The sequence below is a fragment of the Acinetobacter sp. 1000160 genome (assembly GCF_000588715.1).
GTDB lineage: Bacteria > Pseudomonadota > Gammaproteobacteria > Pseudomonadales > Moraxellaceae > Acinetobacter > Acinetobacter courvalinii.
In genome coordinates, this window is the sequence record NZ_JFWP02000012.1 from 62014 (window position 1) to 78911 (window position 16898).

A 16898-nucleotide genomic window follows, 5' to 3' on the forward strand; every position below is an offset into this window, starting at 1 on the left:
TACCAAAAAAAAACAATCACTTCGTTAAATCTTGCTGATGCTGTGTGAACAAAACCAAGTTTAAGACCTATTCAGGACAGACGGTGATTTTAGCCGCGTGGGTGGTATTTGCCATGTAACTCTTGCATACGGTGTTGGGCGACATGGGTATAAATTTGCGTGGTGGAAAGATCACTATGGCCCAATAACATCTGTACCACGCGCAGGTCTGCACCATGATTGAGTAAATGGGTGGCAAAAGCATGGCGTAGGGTATGCGGTGATAGCTCGGCCTGAATATTGGCCTGTAAGGCATAACGCTTAATCGCGTACCAGAAATTCTGACGACTCATGATGCCGCCGTGCTGGGTCAGAAATAAATAATCCGTGCTGCTTTTATACAGTTGCGGGCGTGATTCCAGCAAATATTTTTCAATCCAGTCACAGGCAAATTGCCCCAAAGGCACCAGACGCTCTTTATTGCCTTTACCAGTAATCCGTAAGTAGCCCTGTTTTAAATTGATCAGTTCAAGTTTCAGGTTGAGTAATTCTGATACGCGCAATCCACAGGCATACAGTACTTCGAACATGGCACGGTCGCGTAGGCCTAGTGCAGTGCTGGTATCAGGTGCATTGATCAATGCTTCAACATCTTGTTCAGACAAATCTTTGGGCAAAGCCCGGCCAATTTTAGGAGAATGATGTGTCGCAACGGGATTATCCTCCCTGAGTTTTTGTTCTCGTAAAAATTTATAAAATTGTCTTAAGGCAGAAAGGCAGCGGGCAATTGAACGGGGACTTTTTCCAGCCTTGGTCAGCGCAATCAGCACATCTGCAATATCGTCACTCGACCATTCGGGTAGGGTGGCAGTTCGATGCAATTCACTACATTGGATCAGGTCCGATAAATACGCATTACGGGTATGCGGACTCACCGTTTGAGCGACTAAATAATCACGAAAACCCTGTAAAAATCCGAGATGTTCCGGAATATTAACGGCGGCTGGAATACGTGGTTTTTTATTTAACATAATGGACTGGCTGAACCTTCTTGTCTGCACTGTAAAAGAAAAATGAATTGTTGTCGAACTGTCAAAAGGGTAAATGCCATTGAGATTGTTTTTGGTAATTATTCTCATTTGCTTGTATACTATAATAAAGAGCGTAAAGGGTTAGAGCGGTGCGATTGTCAGCATTAAAAGTCAAGCAGATAGCGGTGATCACGAAAGTGGATCGCTTGGTCGATGAGACACAACAGCCAGATTTAGTTGCGGTTCGTTTAGAAAGTTTAGGCTTTGTGCCTGGTACACAAGTGCAAGTGATTACCAAAGGTATTTTTGGTGGTGATCCGATTCTAATCCAGCTCGGTTTTACGCGTTTTGCGTTACGAAAGGCGGAAGCTGATAAAATTGAAATTCAACTTGAAGGAGCACCTGCATGAGTGATGCGTTACGTGTTGCCCTTGTGGGAAATCCAAACTGCGGTAAGACATCTTTATTTAATCATTTAACTGGAACGCGCCAAAAAGTTGCCAACTATGCGGGCGTGACGGTTGAACGTAAAGTTGGACATTTTCAGCTTCCTTCTGGAAAGTCCGTACGTGTGCTGGATTTGCCTGGGACTTATAGTTTACAAGCCACCAGTCCAGATGAGGAAATTACCCGTGACGTCTGTCAGGGCAAAATCGCTGAAGAAGGCCAGCAAGATGCCTTCCTGTGCGTGGTCGATGCCACAAACTTAAAGCTGCATCTGGGTCTCGTGCTGGAAGTGATTGAGCTGGGCCGTCCGATTCTGGTTGTATTGAACATGATGGATGAAGCACGCCGTCGTGGTATCCAGATCAATACCCAGAAACTTTCACAGCGTTTAGGTGTACCAGTTGTTGAAACCGTGGCGGTGCGTAACGCTGGTATCGAAAACCTGTTACATGCCTTAGATCAGCAAAAGTATAGTGTTCCACAGACTGAATTGAGTGGCTTGACCGGGACTCATCATCAGAAAATCGATATGATTTTCAAAGATGTGGTGAACTTTGTTGATCAGGAAGACAAGCGTACCGATTTCCTCGACAAAATTTTCTTACATCCTGTTCTCGGCTTACTTAGCCTTGCAATCATGATGTTTATTGTCTTTCAGGCCGTGTTTGCCTGGGCGGCGCCGTTTATGGATGGCATTGAAGAATTCTTTGCCTGGTTCGGTGAAGCATTAGGCGAGCATATCTCTCAGCCTTTGCTGCATAGTTTGGTGGTTGATGGGATTATTGCGGGTGCCGGTAGTGTGGTGGTGTTCTTGCCACAAATCTTGATTCTATTCTTCTTTATTTTAGTGTTGGAAGAATCGGGCTATTTACCGCGTGCTGCCTTCTTGCTGGATAAATTGATGTTTAAAGCAGGCCTAAGTGGTCGTGCCTTTATTCCATTGCTGTCAAGCTTTGCCTGTGCGGTGCCTGGCATCATGGCCACCCGGAGTATCAGTGATCCACGTGATCGCTTTACCACGATTATGGTTGCGCCACTGATGACCTGTTCGGCACGTTTACCGGTCTATGCCTTATTGATTGCTGCCTTTATTCCAAGTCAAACGGTATGGGGCATTTTCAACCTGCAAGGTCTGGTGTTATTTGGTCTGTACATGTCGGGTATTGTCAGTGCGCTCTGTGTGGCAATCGTGATGAAATTTTTGCAGAAAGATAAATCACAGCATGCATTGTTACTGGAACTGCCAAGCTACCGTATTCCGGATATTCGCAGTGTCGGGATTGGCTTGCTGGATCGCGGTAAGATCTTCTTAAAACGTGTCGGTGGCATTATTTTTGCCCTGTCGATTTTACTTTGGTTCTTATGTACTTTCCCGCAAGCGCCAGAAGGGGCGACTTTACCTGACATCGATTATAGTTTTGCAGGGATGTTAGGGCATTTGCTTCAGCCAATCTTTGCACCAGTTGGCTTTAACTGGCAGATCGTGGTTGCATTAATTCCGGCCATGGCTGCGCGTGAAGTTGTGGTTGCGGCTTTGGGTACGGTATATGCCTTATCGGGTGCGGATGATGATGCAATTGCGCAGGGTCTGTCGCATCTGATTAGTGCGGACGGTACGGGCTGGTCATTGGCGACAGGCTTGTCGTTATTGGTGTGGTTCATTTATGCGCCGCATTGTTTAGCGACCTTGGCAACGGTACGCCGTGAAACAGGTTCATGGAAACATGTATCGATAATGACGGCCTACCTGTTTGGTCTGGCCTATTTAATGTCTTTCTTCACTTACCAGATTGCATCACGCATCTGGGGTTAAGACATCCTACTCAACCTCCCTTGAAAAAGGGAGGAACCACTGGAGAGACGCTTATGTTTGAGTACTTGATTGTTGCTGTATTGGTGCTGTGGAGTGCTGTTGTAGTCTTTAAGAAGGTATTCCCTCAAACAGCAGGTTCAGCATTCTTAGCCTTGTCTAATACCTGTCAGCGTATGGGCTGGCAGCGTTTGGCAGTATGGTTAAAACCTAAAATGGTGGCGGGTTGTGGGGGAAGCTGTGGCTGTTCAACCGATGAGGCTGAAAGCAAAAAAACAGAATCCGTGCAAACTGTGAAATGGCGTTGATAAAACTCAAAATGCTCATCCTAAGATGGGCATTTTTTTGGAAACAAGAAAAATGAATCAGACTCAAATCAGTAAAAAACAATCATTAAGCTCTAAACATAAATTGATTTTATTGAGCTTTATTCTGGTGGTGACCTTGCTTTATCTTTTTGCTTTGTTTAAAGGTCTGAATATTTATAAAGAAACTCTCTCCTGGCTTATTTCATGTTTAATCTTGATTTACCTATGGCTAAGACCAGAATTCATTGATCTTAAAATCAAAGCTTATGCATTTAAATCTGTAGATTGGCTAGGGGCCGTAATCTTGGCTTTATTGGGGATTGGCTTTTTTATACCTGCTTAAGCTTTTACGCACTGACACAAAAAAGATTGAATAAAACCAAAACTGAAAAAGCATTTAAAACAGTAAAGTGCTAACATTTTTGCCATTCTGTGATCTGCGAAAAATGGGGCAAAAATGTTAATACAGCGCGGTGGATTAAAAGTTGTAGCTGGCTTGGGAATTTCCGGTGTATCCGCGGTTAATTTTTTACACGAACAGGGCTACCAGGTTGCAGTCACAGACTCACGCGCAACCCCGCCAGGACATGACCAGATTCCAGCAGGTGTGCGGACCAGCTTTGGTCAACTGGATACGGATCTTTTATTACAAGCAGAAGAAATTATTCTGAGTCCGGGGCTGGCACCGCAACTTCCAGAAATTCAGCAAGCAATGGAAAAAGGCATTGCAGTGGTAGGGGATATTCAGTTATTACGCCGTGCTACAGATGTGCCGATTGTTGCGATTACAGGATCAAATGCGAAAAGTACTGTCACCACCTTAATCGGATTGATGGCAGCAGATGCTGGTAAGAAAGTTGCTGTCGGTGGAAACCTGGGCCGCCCTGCATTGGATTTACTTAAAGATCACCCTGAATTAATCATTTTGGAGCTATCGAGCTTCCAGCTTGAAACCACATCGCACCTGAATGCAGAAGTGGCTGTGGTGTTGAATATGAGCGAAGATCATCTCGACCGTCATGGCGATATGCTGGGTTATCACAAGGCCAAACATCGCATTTTCCAAGGCGTGAAAAAAGTGGTGTATAACCGTGACGATAATTTGAGTCGTCCTTTGGTGCCTGATGTGACCCCGATGCAGAGCTTTGGTCTGAATGCACCTGATTTAAATCAATATGGTGTGTTACGTGATGCGGATGGCAGCATGTGGCTGGCCCGTGGCAGAGAACGTTTGCTGAAAACTTCCGAGATGTACATTCAAGGCATGCATAACGTTGCCAATGCGTTGGCCTGTTTGGCACTGGGGGAGGCGATCGGTTTACCGATGGCTTCGATGTTAGAAAGCTTAAAGCATTTTAAAGGTCTGGAACATCGTTGTGAGTACGTTCAAAGCATTGACGGCGTACGTTATTACAATGATTCGAAAGGCACCAATGTCGGTGCGACCCTTGCTGCGATTGATGGGCTGGGTGCAGCCATTGAAGTAAAAAATGGCAAACTGGCATTGATTTTGGGTGGTCAAGGTAAAGGACAGGACTTCAAGCCGTTACGCGATGCCATTCAAAAATACGTCAAGACTGCGATTCTGATTGGTGAAGATGCAGCAGTGATTGAACAGGCAATTCAAGGTACAACCGTGATTCAACATGCTGCCAGTCTGAAAGAGGCAGTGGCAATGGCACAAAAAGCGACTCAGGCAGAAGATGTGGTATTACTTTCACCGGCTTGTGCCAGCTTTGATATGTTTAAAAGCTATAATGATCGCGGACATCAATTCGTGGCATGTGTGCATGCCTTGAATGAAAAATAAGACCTAGGAACAGAACTATGGCTGACTTGGCCCAAAATACGGTACAGAAGATTTCGCAATTGCTGAATCGTTTACCTAAGCTACCTGCAGAAATGACAGCACGCAATATCTTGATCTTTTGTGTGATTTCGCTGCTATGTTTCGGTTCAATCATGGTTGCATCGGCGTCGATGCCCTATGCGGAATATATCCATGAGAGTCCTTTTTACTTTCTCATTCGTCACGGCATTTCAATTGTGGTCGCTGCCGTGGTGGCATTTTTAACCTATCGGGTTTCCTTGAATCTGTGGTTTCAGAATGCCTTTCCTTTGTGGCTCATTACCATTGTTCTGCTCTTGGCGGTACTGGTGGTAGGTTCTGAAGTGAACGGTGCGCATCGCTGGATCAAGATTGGCGGCTTTACCTTGCAGCCAACCGAAATTGCCAAGATTGTCATGGCGATTTTCACTGCGGATTATGTGGTACGCCGTGCCAAGGAAGTGCGAACGCATTGGAAAGGGCTATTGCGTTTAAGTGGTGTAATGGCCTTAACCGTGGGCTTTATCGTTGCTGAGCCTGACTTGGGTGCAACCGTCGTGATTGTCTTGATGATGGTCGGCGTGTTCTTCTTGGCAGGTGCACCAGCGACTCAGTTCCTGATTATGTTGGGTGCGATCTTTGCGGGTGTCAGTGCGCTGATTATCTTCGAGCCATTCCGCTTCCAGCGCCTGATTTCCTTTACCAACCCTTGGGCAGATCCATTGGGTGTTGGTTATCAGCTCTCGAATGCCTTGATGGCCTTTGGTCGTGGTGAATGGTTTGGTACGGGCTTGGGGCATAGTGTGCAGAAGCTGTCTTATTTACCTGAAGCGCATACCGACTTTATGTTGGCAGTATTAGGCGAAGAATTCGGTTTCTTTGGTGTGTCTGTGGTGATGATCCTGTCATTTACCATGCTGGCGTGCTGTATCCGTATCGGTCATCGTGCCTTGCAGCACAATTATCTGCGTGCAGGCTATCTGGCTTATGGCATCAGTATCATCTTCCTGATGCAGATTCTGGTCAATGCTGGGATGAACATGGGTCTCATGCCAACCAAAGGTCTGACCTTACCTTTCATTAGTTACGGTGGTACCTCGTTGATGATGTGTGCGGCAATGATTAGCTTAATTCTGAAAATTGATGCATCAACGCAAGAGCTGAACCCTGTGAAAGAAGAGTCGAATTTCTAGCATATTCAAACCAATAAAAAGCCCTGTCATGATATAGGGCTTTTTTATGACTTATAAATACGTGCCACTTAAATGGATGCCTTTGGGGATTAAATCAACATCCCATTGTTGTACTGCCTGTTGTAGCATGATACGTGGCTGATCAAGTTCAACCAAAGCTTGCCCCAAAGCTAAAATTGCCTGTTGCAGAAGTTCGGGTGCCTTGCTGATATCGAGGGCTTGGGCCAGATTCTGTTTAGACAGCTTTTGCCCTTGATCATTCATTGCCAGCGGCAGGGGCATATAATTTAGGGTAGGATAATTTAATAGCGATCCTAGCCAGATTTGTCGGGCGGTATTATCGAGTAAATCTGCACCGCGAACCACATGGGTAATGCCTTGTCGATCATCATCGACCACTACCGCCAGTTGATAGCTGATAATGCCATCACGACGCTTCAAGACAAAATCGCCTAACTCATTTTGCAAGTTAGAACATTGCTGGCCCTGTAAACGGTCCTGAAAGCAAATCAGTTGATCCGCGACTTTTAGACGAATCGCCTGATGGGCAAAATCCAGATTCAGATTGCGACAGGTACCGGCATAGATGTGATTGGAACCCAACATCTTGCGTGTGCATTGGCAAGCGTAAATGGCTTCTGATTGCTTGAGTTGTTCAAGCACCTGCTCATAAAGATCTAAACGGTCTTTCTGGAAAATAATCTCGGCATCAGGCTCAAACTGGAAGGCATCGATGCAGGAGAGGATGTGTGTTTCGCTATGGGGATAAATGCGGGGAATGTCAGTATCTTCAATACGGACTAGCCATTTGCCATGATTGGCTTTGGCATCACAGTAACTGGCCACTGCAGTGAGCAGCGAGCCAAAATGCAATGGGCCGGTTGGCGATGGCGCAAACCGACCCACGTAGCGACAGCAATCTGGTTGCTGTTGGAAGCATTCTGGCGAAACAGCTGCTTGCTGTTCCGCAGTATGTTCAAGCATGGTTTAACCGTTGTTTTGCTTTTCTTTGATTTCAGCCAAAGTTTTGCAATCGATACATAAAGTCGCAGTTGGGCGAGCTTCTAGACGACGTAAGCCAATTTCGATACCACAGGTTTCGCAGAAGCCATAGTCTTCGTTTTGAATCGCTTCAATCGACTGTTCAATTTTACGAATGAGTTTGCGTTCACGGTCACGTGTACGTAGTTCAATCGCAAATTCTTCTTCTTGCGTTGCCCGGTCATTGACATCAGGAAGAGCACTTGATTCGTCTTGCATGGTATTCAAGGTACGATCAACTTCAGACATTAACTCAGCTTTCCATGCGTTTAAAATTTGGCGGAAATGCACAAGTTGTCCTTCAGACATGTATTCTTCATTTTTCTTCGGCTGATACGGCGCAATACCAAATAAGCTCGCGGTTGTACCACCTTCTGAAGCTTTCGGTTTGGTTTTACGTACGCGCTTCACCGCTTTCTGATCGTCGATCACTTCGGTCTGTTCGTCCAAGACTTGATTTTGGTTGTCATTCGCCATATAGGGCATTCCTCATCTTACACGTACTATCTATACGCAAAAAATATGGTGATATGCAAGTGTTTTTATAGAAACCTACGATGGTTTTTTCCATCAAGGGTCGACATCATATAGAGTTTTTGGACAAGATGGTAGTCATTCCCGTCCAGATTTTGTGTGAATTCGTCAATGTAATTTGTAATCAAAAGTTTTAGGAACTGCTGCTATTTCAGCCATGCATGGTGTTATCGGCTAAAACGCCATAAACAAGGTATGAAATGCAGACAAAAGCGATTCCCTTGACCCATTGCCTAATCATATCCCAACACTTCAGAACTACTCATGCGCTGCGAAGTAGGTAGCCGATAGACTTGTGTTTCCAGTTCTCCATTGGCTTTCAGGCGGATTAAACGGTAGCCTGGGTGTTCCTCATCCAGCGCGAATTTTTCGCTTTTGGGTCTGAACTGAATACAGGTCGATGGGGTGGACAAGAACTCAACGCCTTGCCAGGTATTGACTGAATCCTGATGCACATGCCCGCAGATAATCGCCTTAACATTGGAAAACGGCTTGATGGTATCGAGCAGGTCAGATGAGTTTTTTAACTTATGCTGATCGATCCAGGCGGACTGCATGGCAAAAGGGTGGTGGTGACAGGCAATGATCACATGACGATCATGTAATTGAGTCAATAATCGGGTTAAGTGCTGTAACTGGATATCGCTAATTTTTCCATCAATACGCTCAGGTTGGGCGCTATTCAATAAGATCACGCTCCATTGGCCTAACTCGACCACGGTCGGTTGGGTTGGATCTTGCTCATGAAAGGGGAAATGCGTGACATCATCATGATTACCGGGGGTATGAAAAAAAGGAATCCCCAAGCTTTGCATGTGTTGTACATAGCGTTTATAGGTTAAAGGTGTCGGCGACTGGGCCAGATCACCGGTATGGATGATCAGGTCGATATGCGGATGCTGCTGGCGCATCAAGTCGATGACCGCATGAAAACTTTGCTCGGGTTGCATGCCGACAAATTCGAGATGGGGATACTCTAATAAATGTGTATCGGTAATCTGTATCATCACAAAATCTTGCTGTGATAATGATGAGACCTGGAAAGTCACCGTCGTTAGCCCCTTCAGATTTCTTATCTTTGTTGTATATGCTGAGCCAGCCACTGTAATGCCATGATCACAGGTGCATTTCTCAACCGCCCGTTTTGAAATAATGCTTCTAGCTGGGAATAATCAAACAGATGCAGTTGAATATTTTCACCTTCATCTGGCATCCCAAAAACGCCCCCATGTTCTGGAAGCTGAACCTCTGCCACATATAAATGAAAAAATTCAGAGCAGGCCCCAGCAGAAGGGTAGAAGCTAAATAAATGTTTTAATTCAGTGATCTCGCACCCAGACTCTTCCAGGCTTTCACGGCGGATACAACTTTCTGGAGATTCGTCTCCATCCAGCACACCGGCAATAATTTCAAGTTGCCAAGCTGAAACCGGATCATTGACGGCCCCGACACGAAACTGTTCAATCAGTGCAAAGCGTTGTTGCTGATCGCTATAGAGCAAAACGCCAGCGGCTTCAGGACGATGAACCAGTTCACGTTGAATGAGAGGCGAGTAATCTTTCCGGTGAAACAACCGGTGTTTTAAGCTCACTTTCTCAACTTGAATGAACCCTCGAAACAATGTTTGTCGAGATTCTATCGTAACGTCGGTGGCTGAATAGCTGGCGTGGTCAAGAATAGTCATCTTCAATCAGGATGAGATTGTACATATCTCATCCTAACCGAGAATGATTCGCAGGAAAATCTTTTTTTAGTCGATTTACACTTTGTGGTACAATTTTTGACCATGTTCCTGATAAGCGGTTTTCATGGCATTGAGACCTGCTTCAACTTCTGTTTCCGCATCATTTGACTGCTTGGCATTGTGTTGATTTTGCGCATAATCTCGCACATTTTGGGTGATTTTCATGGAACAGAATTTTGGACCGCACATCGAGCAGAAGTGGGCCGATTTATGCGCTTCTTTTGGCAGTGTTTCATCATGCATACTGCGCGCCGTATCAGGATCCAGGCTTAAATTGAACTGATCATCCCAACGGAACTCAAAACGCGCTTTTGATAAGGCATTATCACGAACCTGAGCACCTGGATGACCTTTGGCCAGATCTGCTGCATGAGCGGCAATCTTATAGGTGATGATGCCGTCTTTAACGTCTTTCTTGTTCGGTAAGCCCAAGTGTTCTTTTGGCGTCACATAGCACAGCATTGCCGTTCCATACCAGCCAATCATCGCTGCACCAATTGCAGAGGTAATATGATCATAGCCTGGTGCGATATCGGTGGTGAGTGGTCCAAGCGTATAGAATGGCGCTTCTTTACAGACCTCAAGCTGGAGGTCCATATTTTCCTTGATCATGTGCATTGGCACATGGCCCGGACCTTCAATCATCACCTGTACATCATGCTCCCAAGCGCGATGGGTGAGTTCACCCAAAGTTTTAAGTTCGCTAAATTGAGCTTCATCATTGGCATCCTGCACGCAACCCGGGCGCAGACCATCACCTAAGCTGAATGACACGTCATAGGCTTTCATGATTTCGCAAATTTCGTCGAAATGTGTATATAAGAAGTTTTCTTCATGATGTGCCAGGCACCATTGCGCCATGATTGAGCCCCCACGAGACACGATACCAGTGAGGCGATTCGCTGTCATCGGGACATAACGCAGTAATACGCCTGCATGAATAGTGAAATAGTCTACGCCTTGTTCGGCTTGTTCAATCAGAGTGTCTTTAAAGATTTCCCAGGTTAAATCTTCAGCCACACCATCGACTTTTTCCAGGGCTTGATAGATCGGTACCGTACCGATAGGTACTGGTGAATTACGGATAATCCACTCACGGGTTTCATGGATATTCTTACCAGTCGATAAGTCCATGATGGTGTCGGCACCCCAACGGGTGGCCCACGTCATTTTCGCCACTTCTTCATCAATCGATGAGCCGAGCGCGGAGTTGCCAATATTGGCATTGATTTTCACCAAGAAGTTACGTCCGATAATCATCGGTTCGCATTCCGGATGATTGATATTGGCCGGGATAATGGCGCGACCCGCTGCGACTTCCTGACGGACAAATTCCGGGGTAATTTCTTTTAAATTCTGCGCACCGAAGTTTTGTCCGGCATGCTGACGCATATCGACGCCGTCACGCTGGCGCTGATTTTCACGAATCGCAATATATTCCATTTCAGGGGTAATGATTCCCTGTTTGGCATAATGCATTTGCGTGACATTTTTCCCTGCTTGGGCACGACGTGGGTTTTGAATATGGGCAAAGCGGATGTCGGCAGTACGGATGTCTTTGAGACGGGCCTGCCCAAACTCGGAGCTCAGGCCTGAAAGGATGTCGGTATCCTGACGTTCATCAATCCAGCTCTGGCGAACCAGTGGCAAACCTTTATTTAAATCGATTTGTACATTGGGATCGGTATATACGCCAGAGGTGTCATAGACCATCACAGGTGGGTTGTGTTCACCGCCTAAACCTGTCGGTGTTTCGGTTAAGCTGATTTCACGGAAAGGCACCTGGATGTCTGGGCGAGACCCTTGGACATACACCTTTCTTGAAGCCGGCAGGATACGGGTTAAATCTTTAGCGTCTTGCTCATGTTGAGCAGAAATATCAGCAGGGGAAAGATTCGTTAACTGGTTCATGGCATGATCCTTATGTATGGCATTAACGAATCAAGCACGACCAAAAACAATGGCGGATTTATCTCTATGATAAATAAAGGCTAAGTTTTTGCTGGGCTTGATTCCTACGCAGGTGTTAACCTGATCAGGTTCAACGGTACTTGTCTTTAAATTCTGTGATTAAGACAATCTCAGCAGTTTGTTAACTGCGCTCCGTCAAGCGACGTGTTTAGACTATCAGATTTAAAAATTTTTGTTGTATCAATTCACACCAATTTACAATGCCTAAATCCATGCTATTGTCATAAAACTTTCATCATTTCTATGTTCTAATCACCAATCATTTTTTCCATGTGTCTAGTGGAGGCATACTGTGAGCCCAAGCAATCCTGTGTTAAGTCATCATATTTCTTCACAATTTAATGAAGACTTGCAAGATGTGCATACCAAGTTTATGACCATGGGTGGATTGGTGGAGCAACAAGTTGCCAACTCAATTCATGCTTTATTAGACACAGATGCGAATTTAGCCATTGATGTGCAATTCAAAGACAATGCGGTGAATCAGTTTGAGCGTGATATTGATGAGGGTTTAACCCTGATTCTTGCTCGCCGTCATCCTGCAGCGATCGACTTGCGTATGGTGATTGCCATGAGCAAGGCCAATACCGATTTAGAACGTATTGGTGATGAAGCGGCAAAGATTGCCCGTATTGCACAAAACTTGTGTGAAGAAGGTGAGTCACCACGTGGCTATATGGAAACACGTCATATTGGCAATCAGGTACGTGTCATGATTCATGACGCGCTGGATGCATTTGCCCGTTTAGATGTGGAGCAGGCATTGAAAGTGGTGATGGCCGATGTCGACATTGACCGTGAATATCAGTCTGCGACACGTACTTTAATGACTTATATGATTGAAGATCCGCGTCATATTTCACGTGTCATTAACGTGATGTGGGTATTGCGTTCATTAGAGCGTATTGGCGATCACGCGCGTAATATTTCAGAACAAGTCATTTATATGGCGAAAGGTATGGATGTGCGTCATACCAGCATTGAAGAAATTGAACAGAAAGTCCATCAGAAATAAATGTAAAAATACAATAACTTTAAGCCGTCCAATCATGGGCGGTTTTTTTCATTTTCAGGATATATAGATAAAAAAAATCCCAGACTTCGGGGGAAAAGTCTGGGAGAGAAATATCATGCGTTACGTGAGATATCAACGTATCTCTTTGTCTTTCTGAATACAACTATAAGCGCAGGCGTCTGAGGAGTCATGTAGACAACTGTGTATACTCTGTAAGGCTTTATTACTTATGTAAATGTCACGTAAAAAGAGAGCTAAAAACAGCTCTCTTTTTATCGCAGAATCAGGCAAAATGACTTACTTTTGCTCAGTCCAACCCTCTGCTTTTTCTACACTTTCATCATTATTGAAGAACTTCTCACGTTGTTCTTCCAGAAACTTCTTCGCATCCGGTTCAAACACATTCAGACGTTTTTCATTAATCAGCGTGGTCTGGTGTTTTAACCATTCCTGCCATGCCTGCTTTGAAACGGTTTCAAACAATTCCTGACCTTTTGCACCAGGAAACGGTGCAAAGTCCAAGCCTTCAAGCTCTTGTTTATATTTGCGGCAAAATACTTGTCTAGTCATTATGGCATCCAGTGAAAGTCCCTCTTTGTAAAAGAGGGATATAGGGAGATTAATATAACTGTTCTAGGCGAGTGTGCGCACGCGCAATCGCAGCTTCAACCTGTTTCGGCGAAGTTCCACCAATATGGTCACGGGCATTCACAGAAGCTTCTAAAGTCAATGCTTTATCAAATACATCTGCGGTAATCAAATCAGAGAATTGTTGTAACTGTTGCAGTGTCAATTCTGATAAATCTTTTTCTTCTGCAACACCTAAAGCCACCGCTTTACCGACAATTTCATGGGCATCACGGAATGCTACGCCTTTTTTCACCAGATAGTCAGCAAGATCGGTTGCGGTAGAGAAGCCACGAAGTGCTGCTTCACGCATAATTTCGATATTTGGAACAAGCGCTGGAACCATGTCTGCGAAAGCCATGAGTGAACCGCGTACGGTATCAATCGCATCAAATAATGGCTCTTTATCTTCTTGGTTGTCTTTGTTATATGCCAATGGTTGACCTTTCATCAGGGTCAACAGGCTGATCAAGTCACCAAAGACACGACCTGTTTTACCACGTACCAGTTCAGGTACATCCGGATTTTTCTTCTGCGGCATGATGGAAGAGCCTGTGCAGAAGCGGTCAGGAATATTCACAAACTTGAATTGTGCTGAAGTCCATAAAATCAGTTCTTCTGACATACGTGACAAGTGCATCATGATTAACGATGCCGCCGCATTAAATTCAATGGCAAAGTCACGATCAGAAACTGCATCTAAAGAGTTTTCTGAAACTGCTTCGAAACCTAAGAGTTCAGCCGTATAAGCACGGTCAATCGGGTAGGTGGTACCTGCCAATGCCGCAGAACCGAGAGGCATGCGGTTGACGCGTTTACGACAGTCTTGCAGACGTTCGGTATCACGCACCAACATTTCAAACCAGGCCAGTAAATGATGACCAAAGGTCACTGGCTGTGCGGTTTGCAGATGGGTAAAGCCCGGCATAATCGTATTGGTGTTTTTGCTTGCCAGGCTGAGCAGGCCTTTTTGTAAACGCAGCAACAAGCCCAAGATGTCATCGATTTCATCACGTAAATAGAGACGGATGTCAGTTGCAACCTGATCATTACGGCTACGGCCGGTATGGAGTTTTTTACCGGTAATGCCGATACGTTGAGTCAAACGAGACTCAATATTCATGTGCACATCTTCTAAATCAATACGCCATTCAAAGTTACCCGCTTCAATTTCAGCTTTAATGGTGCTTAAACCTTGAATAATGTCATCACGTTCAGCTTCAGTCAGCACACCTACTTTCGCAAGCATGGTGGCATGCGCAATTGAACCAGCGATATCTTGTTTATAAAAACGTTGGTCAAATTGCACAGATGCGGTAAATTCTGCAACAAAAGCATCAGTTGCTTCAGAGAAGCGACCGCCCCACATTCCAGAGGTTTGATTCGGGCTGGCTGAAGAAGAGGATTGAGAAGATGTGGTCATGGCGGCTCAGTAAAATAAAAAAGAGTATAGCAAATCCAAACGCAGTTGCCGAAACTCGACGTAAGAAGTTATCGCAAACTCGTCAGGGGGGAAATCCATCAGGCTCCTATTTTTTTACGAAAATCGGGCAATGGCAACACTTATTGGAATTAATTGTTGCCAGTAATGTACTGGCGATGGTGCTGGCGCTGGCTGAGGCTCGGTCATGGCAGGCTTTAGAGGGCATTCGTGTCCTGCAATATATGTTTTTTATTAACTGGGTGATTTTATCTTTTTCGGCACTGGTGGATTATTTTCAGGATTTTTTTGCCAGATTTAGCCAGAAAATCGCTCTGGTTTTGGGCTTTATACTATTACAGCTGATTATGCTGTTGACCACCTGTGTTGTAAATATTCTGCAATATTGGGCGACCCGTTCCGGACCATTTTCCGAAGAGATTCTATTGCACGGGACCAGCCTGCACCTCGGTTATGGGGTGTTACTGGGCGCGTTCTGTATGCGCTATCTCTACATGCGTGAACAATGGATGAATCAGCAATATAGTGAGTTAAATGCCCGTATTCAGGCCATGCAGGCACGAATTCATCCACATTTTTTATTTAATAGCCTGAATAGTGTAGTGAGCCTGATCGCGATTGATCCTGACAAAGCGGAAAATATGCTGATTAATTTGTCCAGATTATTCCGTGCCAGCTTTCAGGAGCTGAAGCTGGTGAGTCTGGCGGAAGAAATTGACTTATGCCAGCACTATTTAAGTATTGAAAAGATGCGTTTGGGCGAGCGTTTGAATGTAGAATGGAACATACAGGCCACAGCTGTTGAATTAAAACGGACAACGATTCCGTTATTAACGTTGCAACCTTTGCTGGAGAATAGTATTTTTCATGGGGTAGAAAAAGTTTTGCAGCCATCAACCATCAGCGTATTGGTTGAAATATTGCAAAATCAAGTCAGTATAGTCATTACTAACCCTTATTCTCACGATACAATAAAATCGAGAAAAGGAAATGGTATTGCGATTGAAAATGTGAAGCAGCGCCTGAAAGCTTATTATGGGCAATCGGTCAAGTTTCAGATTTACGGGGGAACGTCGTTGTATACGACGGTGGTAAATTACCACGATCAAGTAAAATAATAAGTCGAGTTAACCATAAAAATGATGGATATGAAGTTAACGCTGACAAGGAGAATAGGATGAGAGTTCTGATTGCTGATGATGAGCCTCTTGCTGTAGAGCGTTTGTCACGTTTGGTCACTCAAATGGGACATGAAGTCATTGCGACAGCGCATCATGGACAGGATGTGTTAAATCATATTGAAAATGACTCACCGGATGTCGTTTTACTGGATATTCAAATGCCCGGGATGAATGGTCTGGAGTGTGCCGAACAGCTCAGCCAGCTTAATCCTCGTCCGGCCATTATTTTCTGTACAGCATACGATCAACATGCATTGGAAGCATTTAAATTTCAAGCACAAGGCTATTTACTTAAACCTGTTGCACAACAAGATCTACAGCAGGTATTTAATCATTTAACCCAACTTACACAAGCACAAATGACTGGCTTACAACAACAAGATGATATGTACGATACTAAAACCCAACGCCAACAGATTGCTGCGAAGACTTATCGTGGGGTGGAACTGATTCCCTTGGAAAATGTGTATTATTTTTTAGCGGATCAAAAATATGTCACGGTTCGCCATAAAAATGGCAGCGTACTGATTGATGAAACACTGAAAGATCTGGAACTGGAGTTTGCCGACCGTTTTATCCGTATTCACCGTAATGCACTGGTCTCACTGGATTATCTGGAAGGGCTGGAACTGGTTGCAGCAGGTCAATATCAGGTGCGCTTGCGTGAACTGGATGAGCGTTTATCGGTGAGCCGTCGTCATCTGCCAAGTTTAAGAGAGTGTATGCATCAGTTGTAAATGCGGCTTTT

17 protein-coding genes and 1 riboswitch are annotated in these 16898 nt (G+C 44.8%); of the genes, 9 read left to right on the plus strand and 8 right to left on the minus strand.

From position 1 onward, the window contains the following. Positions 1–89: 89 nt before the first annotated feature. Positions 90–1010: a site-specific tyrosine recombinase XerD gene (gene xerD, locus J699_RS01080; RefSeq protein WP_032871223.1), complete on the minus strand. Its 921-nt coding sequence runs from the start codon at positions 1008–1010 to the stop codon at positions 90–92. Between the two features lie 149 nt (positions 1011–1159). On the opposite strand from xerD, the gene J699_RS01075 reads away from it, so the two are divergent. The 6 genes from J699_RS01075 to ftsW all read left to right on the plus strand — a co-directional run bounded on the left by J699_RS01075 (position 1160) and on the right by ftsW (position 6596). Then, positions 1160–1420: a FeoA family protein gene (locus J699_RS01075; RefSeq protein ID WP_005226344.1), complete on the plus strand. Its 261-nt coding sequence runs from the start codon at positions 1160–1162 to the stop codon at positions 1418–1420. Next, positions 1417–3270, plus strand: a complete 1854-nt coding sequence (gene feoB, locus J699_RS01070; RefSeq protein ID WP_032871219.1) for a ferrous iron transporter B — start codon at positions 1417–1419, stop codon at positions 3268–3270. Before J699_RS01075 ends, feoB begins: the two co-directional genes overlap by 4 nt. 53 nt (positions 3271–3323) lie before the next feature. Next, positions 3324–3575, plus strand: a complete 252-nt coding sequence (locus J699_RS01065; RefSeq protein ID WP_005281026.1) for a DUF6587 family protein — start codon at positions 3324–3326, stop codon at positions 3573–3575. A 52-nt stretch (positions 3576–3627) separates the two neighbouring features. Continuing rightward, positions 3628–3918: a hypothetical protein gene (locus J699_RS01060; protein ID WP_032871216.1), complete on the plus strand. Its 291-nt coding sequence runs from the start codon at positions 3628–3630 to the stop codon at positions 3916–3918. 114 nt (positions 3919–4032) lie between these two features. Then, a complete protein-coding gene (murD, locus tag J699_RS01055; RefSeq protein WP_032871214.1) occupies positions 4033–5385 on the plus strand; it encodes a UDP-N-acetylmuramoyl-L-alanine--D-glutamate ligase in 1353 nt (450 codons plus the stop codon). Between the two features lie 17 nt (positions 5386–5402). Next, positions 5403–6596, plus strand: a complete 1194-nt coding sequence (ftsW, locus tag J699_RS01050; protein ID WP_005226348.1) for a putative lipid II flippase FtsW — start codon at positions 5403–5405, stop codon at positions 6594–6596. 51 nt (positions 6597–6647) lie between these two features. Here the strand turns inward: ftsW and gluQRS are convergent, their stop codons facing one another. The 5 genes from gluQRS to thiC all read right to left on the minus strand — a co-directional run bounded on the left by gluQRS (position 6648) and on the right by thiC (position 11826). Beyond that, the gene (gene gluQRS, locus J699_RS01045) at positions 6648–7580 is read right to left on the minus strand and encodes a tRNA glutamyl-Q(34) synthetase GluQRS (protein WP_032882983.1); all 933 of its coding nucleotides are present in this window, start codon (positions 7578–7580) and stop codon (positions 6648–6650) included. A 3-nt stretch (positions 7581–7583) separates the two neighbouring features. Then, complete coding sequence (dksA, locus tag J699_RS01040) at positions 7584–8114, minus strand: RNA polymerase-binding protein DksA (protein ID WP_005226351.1); 531 nt, start codon at positions 8112–8114, stop codon at positions 7584–7586. 290 nt (positions 8115–8404) lie between these two features. Continuing rightward, a complete protein-coding gene (cpdA, locus tag J699_RS01035) occupies positions 8405–9220 on the minus strand; it encodes a 3',5'-cyclic-AMP phosphodiesterase (RefSeq protein ID WP_005226353.1) in 816 nt (271 codons plus the stop codon). 23 nt (positions 9221–9243) lie between these two features. Further along, complete coding sequence (locus tag J699_RS01030) at positions 9244–9855, minus strand: NUDIX domain-containing protein (protein WP_032871209.1); 612 nt, start codon at positions 9853–9855, stop codon at positions 9244–9246. Between the two features lie 75 nt (positions 9856–9930). After that, positions 9931–11826, minus strand: a complete 1896-nt coding sequence (gene thiC, locus J699_RS01025) for a phosphomethylpyrimidine synthase ThiC (RefSeq protein WP_032871207.1) — start codon at positions 11824–11826, stop codon at positions 9931–9933. An 84-nt stretch (positions 11827–11910) separates the two neighbouring features. Then, positions 11911–12031: riboswitch (TPP riboswitch) on the minus strand. A gap of 147 nt (positions 12032–12178) precedes the next feature. Between thiC and phoU the strand changes: the two genes are divergently transcribed. Further along, positions 12179–12901, plus strand: coding sequence for a phosphate signaling complex protein PhoU (phoU, locus tag J699_RS01020; protein ID WP_004773981.1), 723 nt, complete (start codon positions 12179–12181; stop codon positions 12899–12901). A gap of 297 nt (positions 12902–13198) precedes the next feature. Here the strand turns inward: phoU and J699_RS01015 are convergent, their stop codons facing one another. Beyond that, positions 13199–13471, minus strand: coding sequence for an oxidative damage protection protein (locus tag J699_RS01015; RefSeq protein WP_005226361.1), 273 nt, complete (start codon positions 13469–13471; stop codon positions 13199–13201). Positions 13472–13520: 49 nt separating this feature from the next. Beyond that, positions 13521–14951: an argininosuccinate lyase gene (argH, locus tag J699_RS01010; protein WP_032871205.1), complete on the minus strand. Its 1431-nt coding sequence runs from the start codon at positions 14949–14951 to the stop codon at positions 13521–13523. On the opposite strand from argH, the gene J699_RS01005 reads away from it, so the two are divergent. Together J699_RS01005 and J699_RS01000 are read left to right on the plus strand one after the other, a co-directional pair. Beyond that, complete coding sequence (locus J699_RS01005; RefSeq protein ID WP_032871203.1) at positions 14942–16087, plus strand: sensor histidine kinase; 1146 nt, start codon at positions 14942–14944, stop codon at positions 16085–16087. The genes argH and J699_RS01005 overlap by 10 nt on opposite strands. Positions 16088–16146: 59 nt before the next feature. Continuing rightward, positions 16147–16887 (plus strand): LytR/AlgR family response regulator transcription factor, encoded by a 741-nt coding sequence (locus J699_RS01000; RefSeq protein WP_004773988.1) that lies wholly within the window; start codon positions 16147–16149, stop codon positions 16885–16887. Positions 16888–16898: the final 11 nt, after the last annotated feature.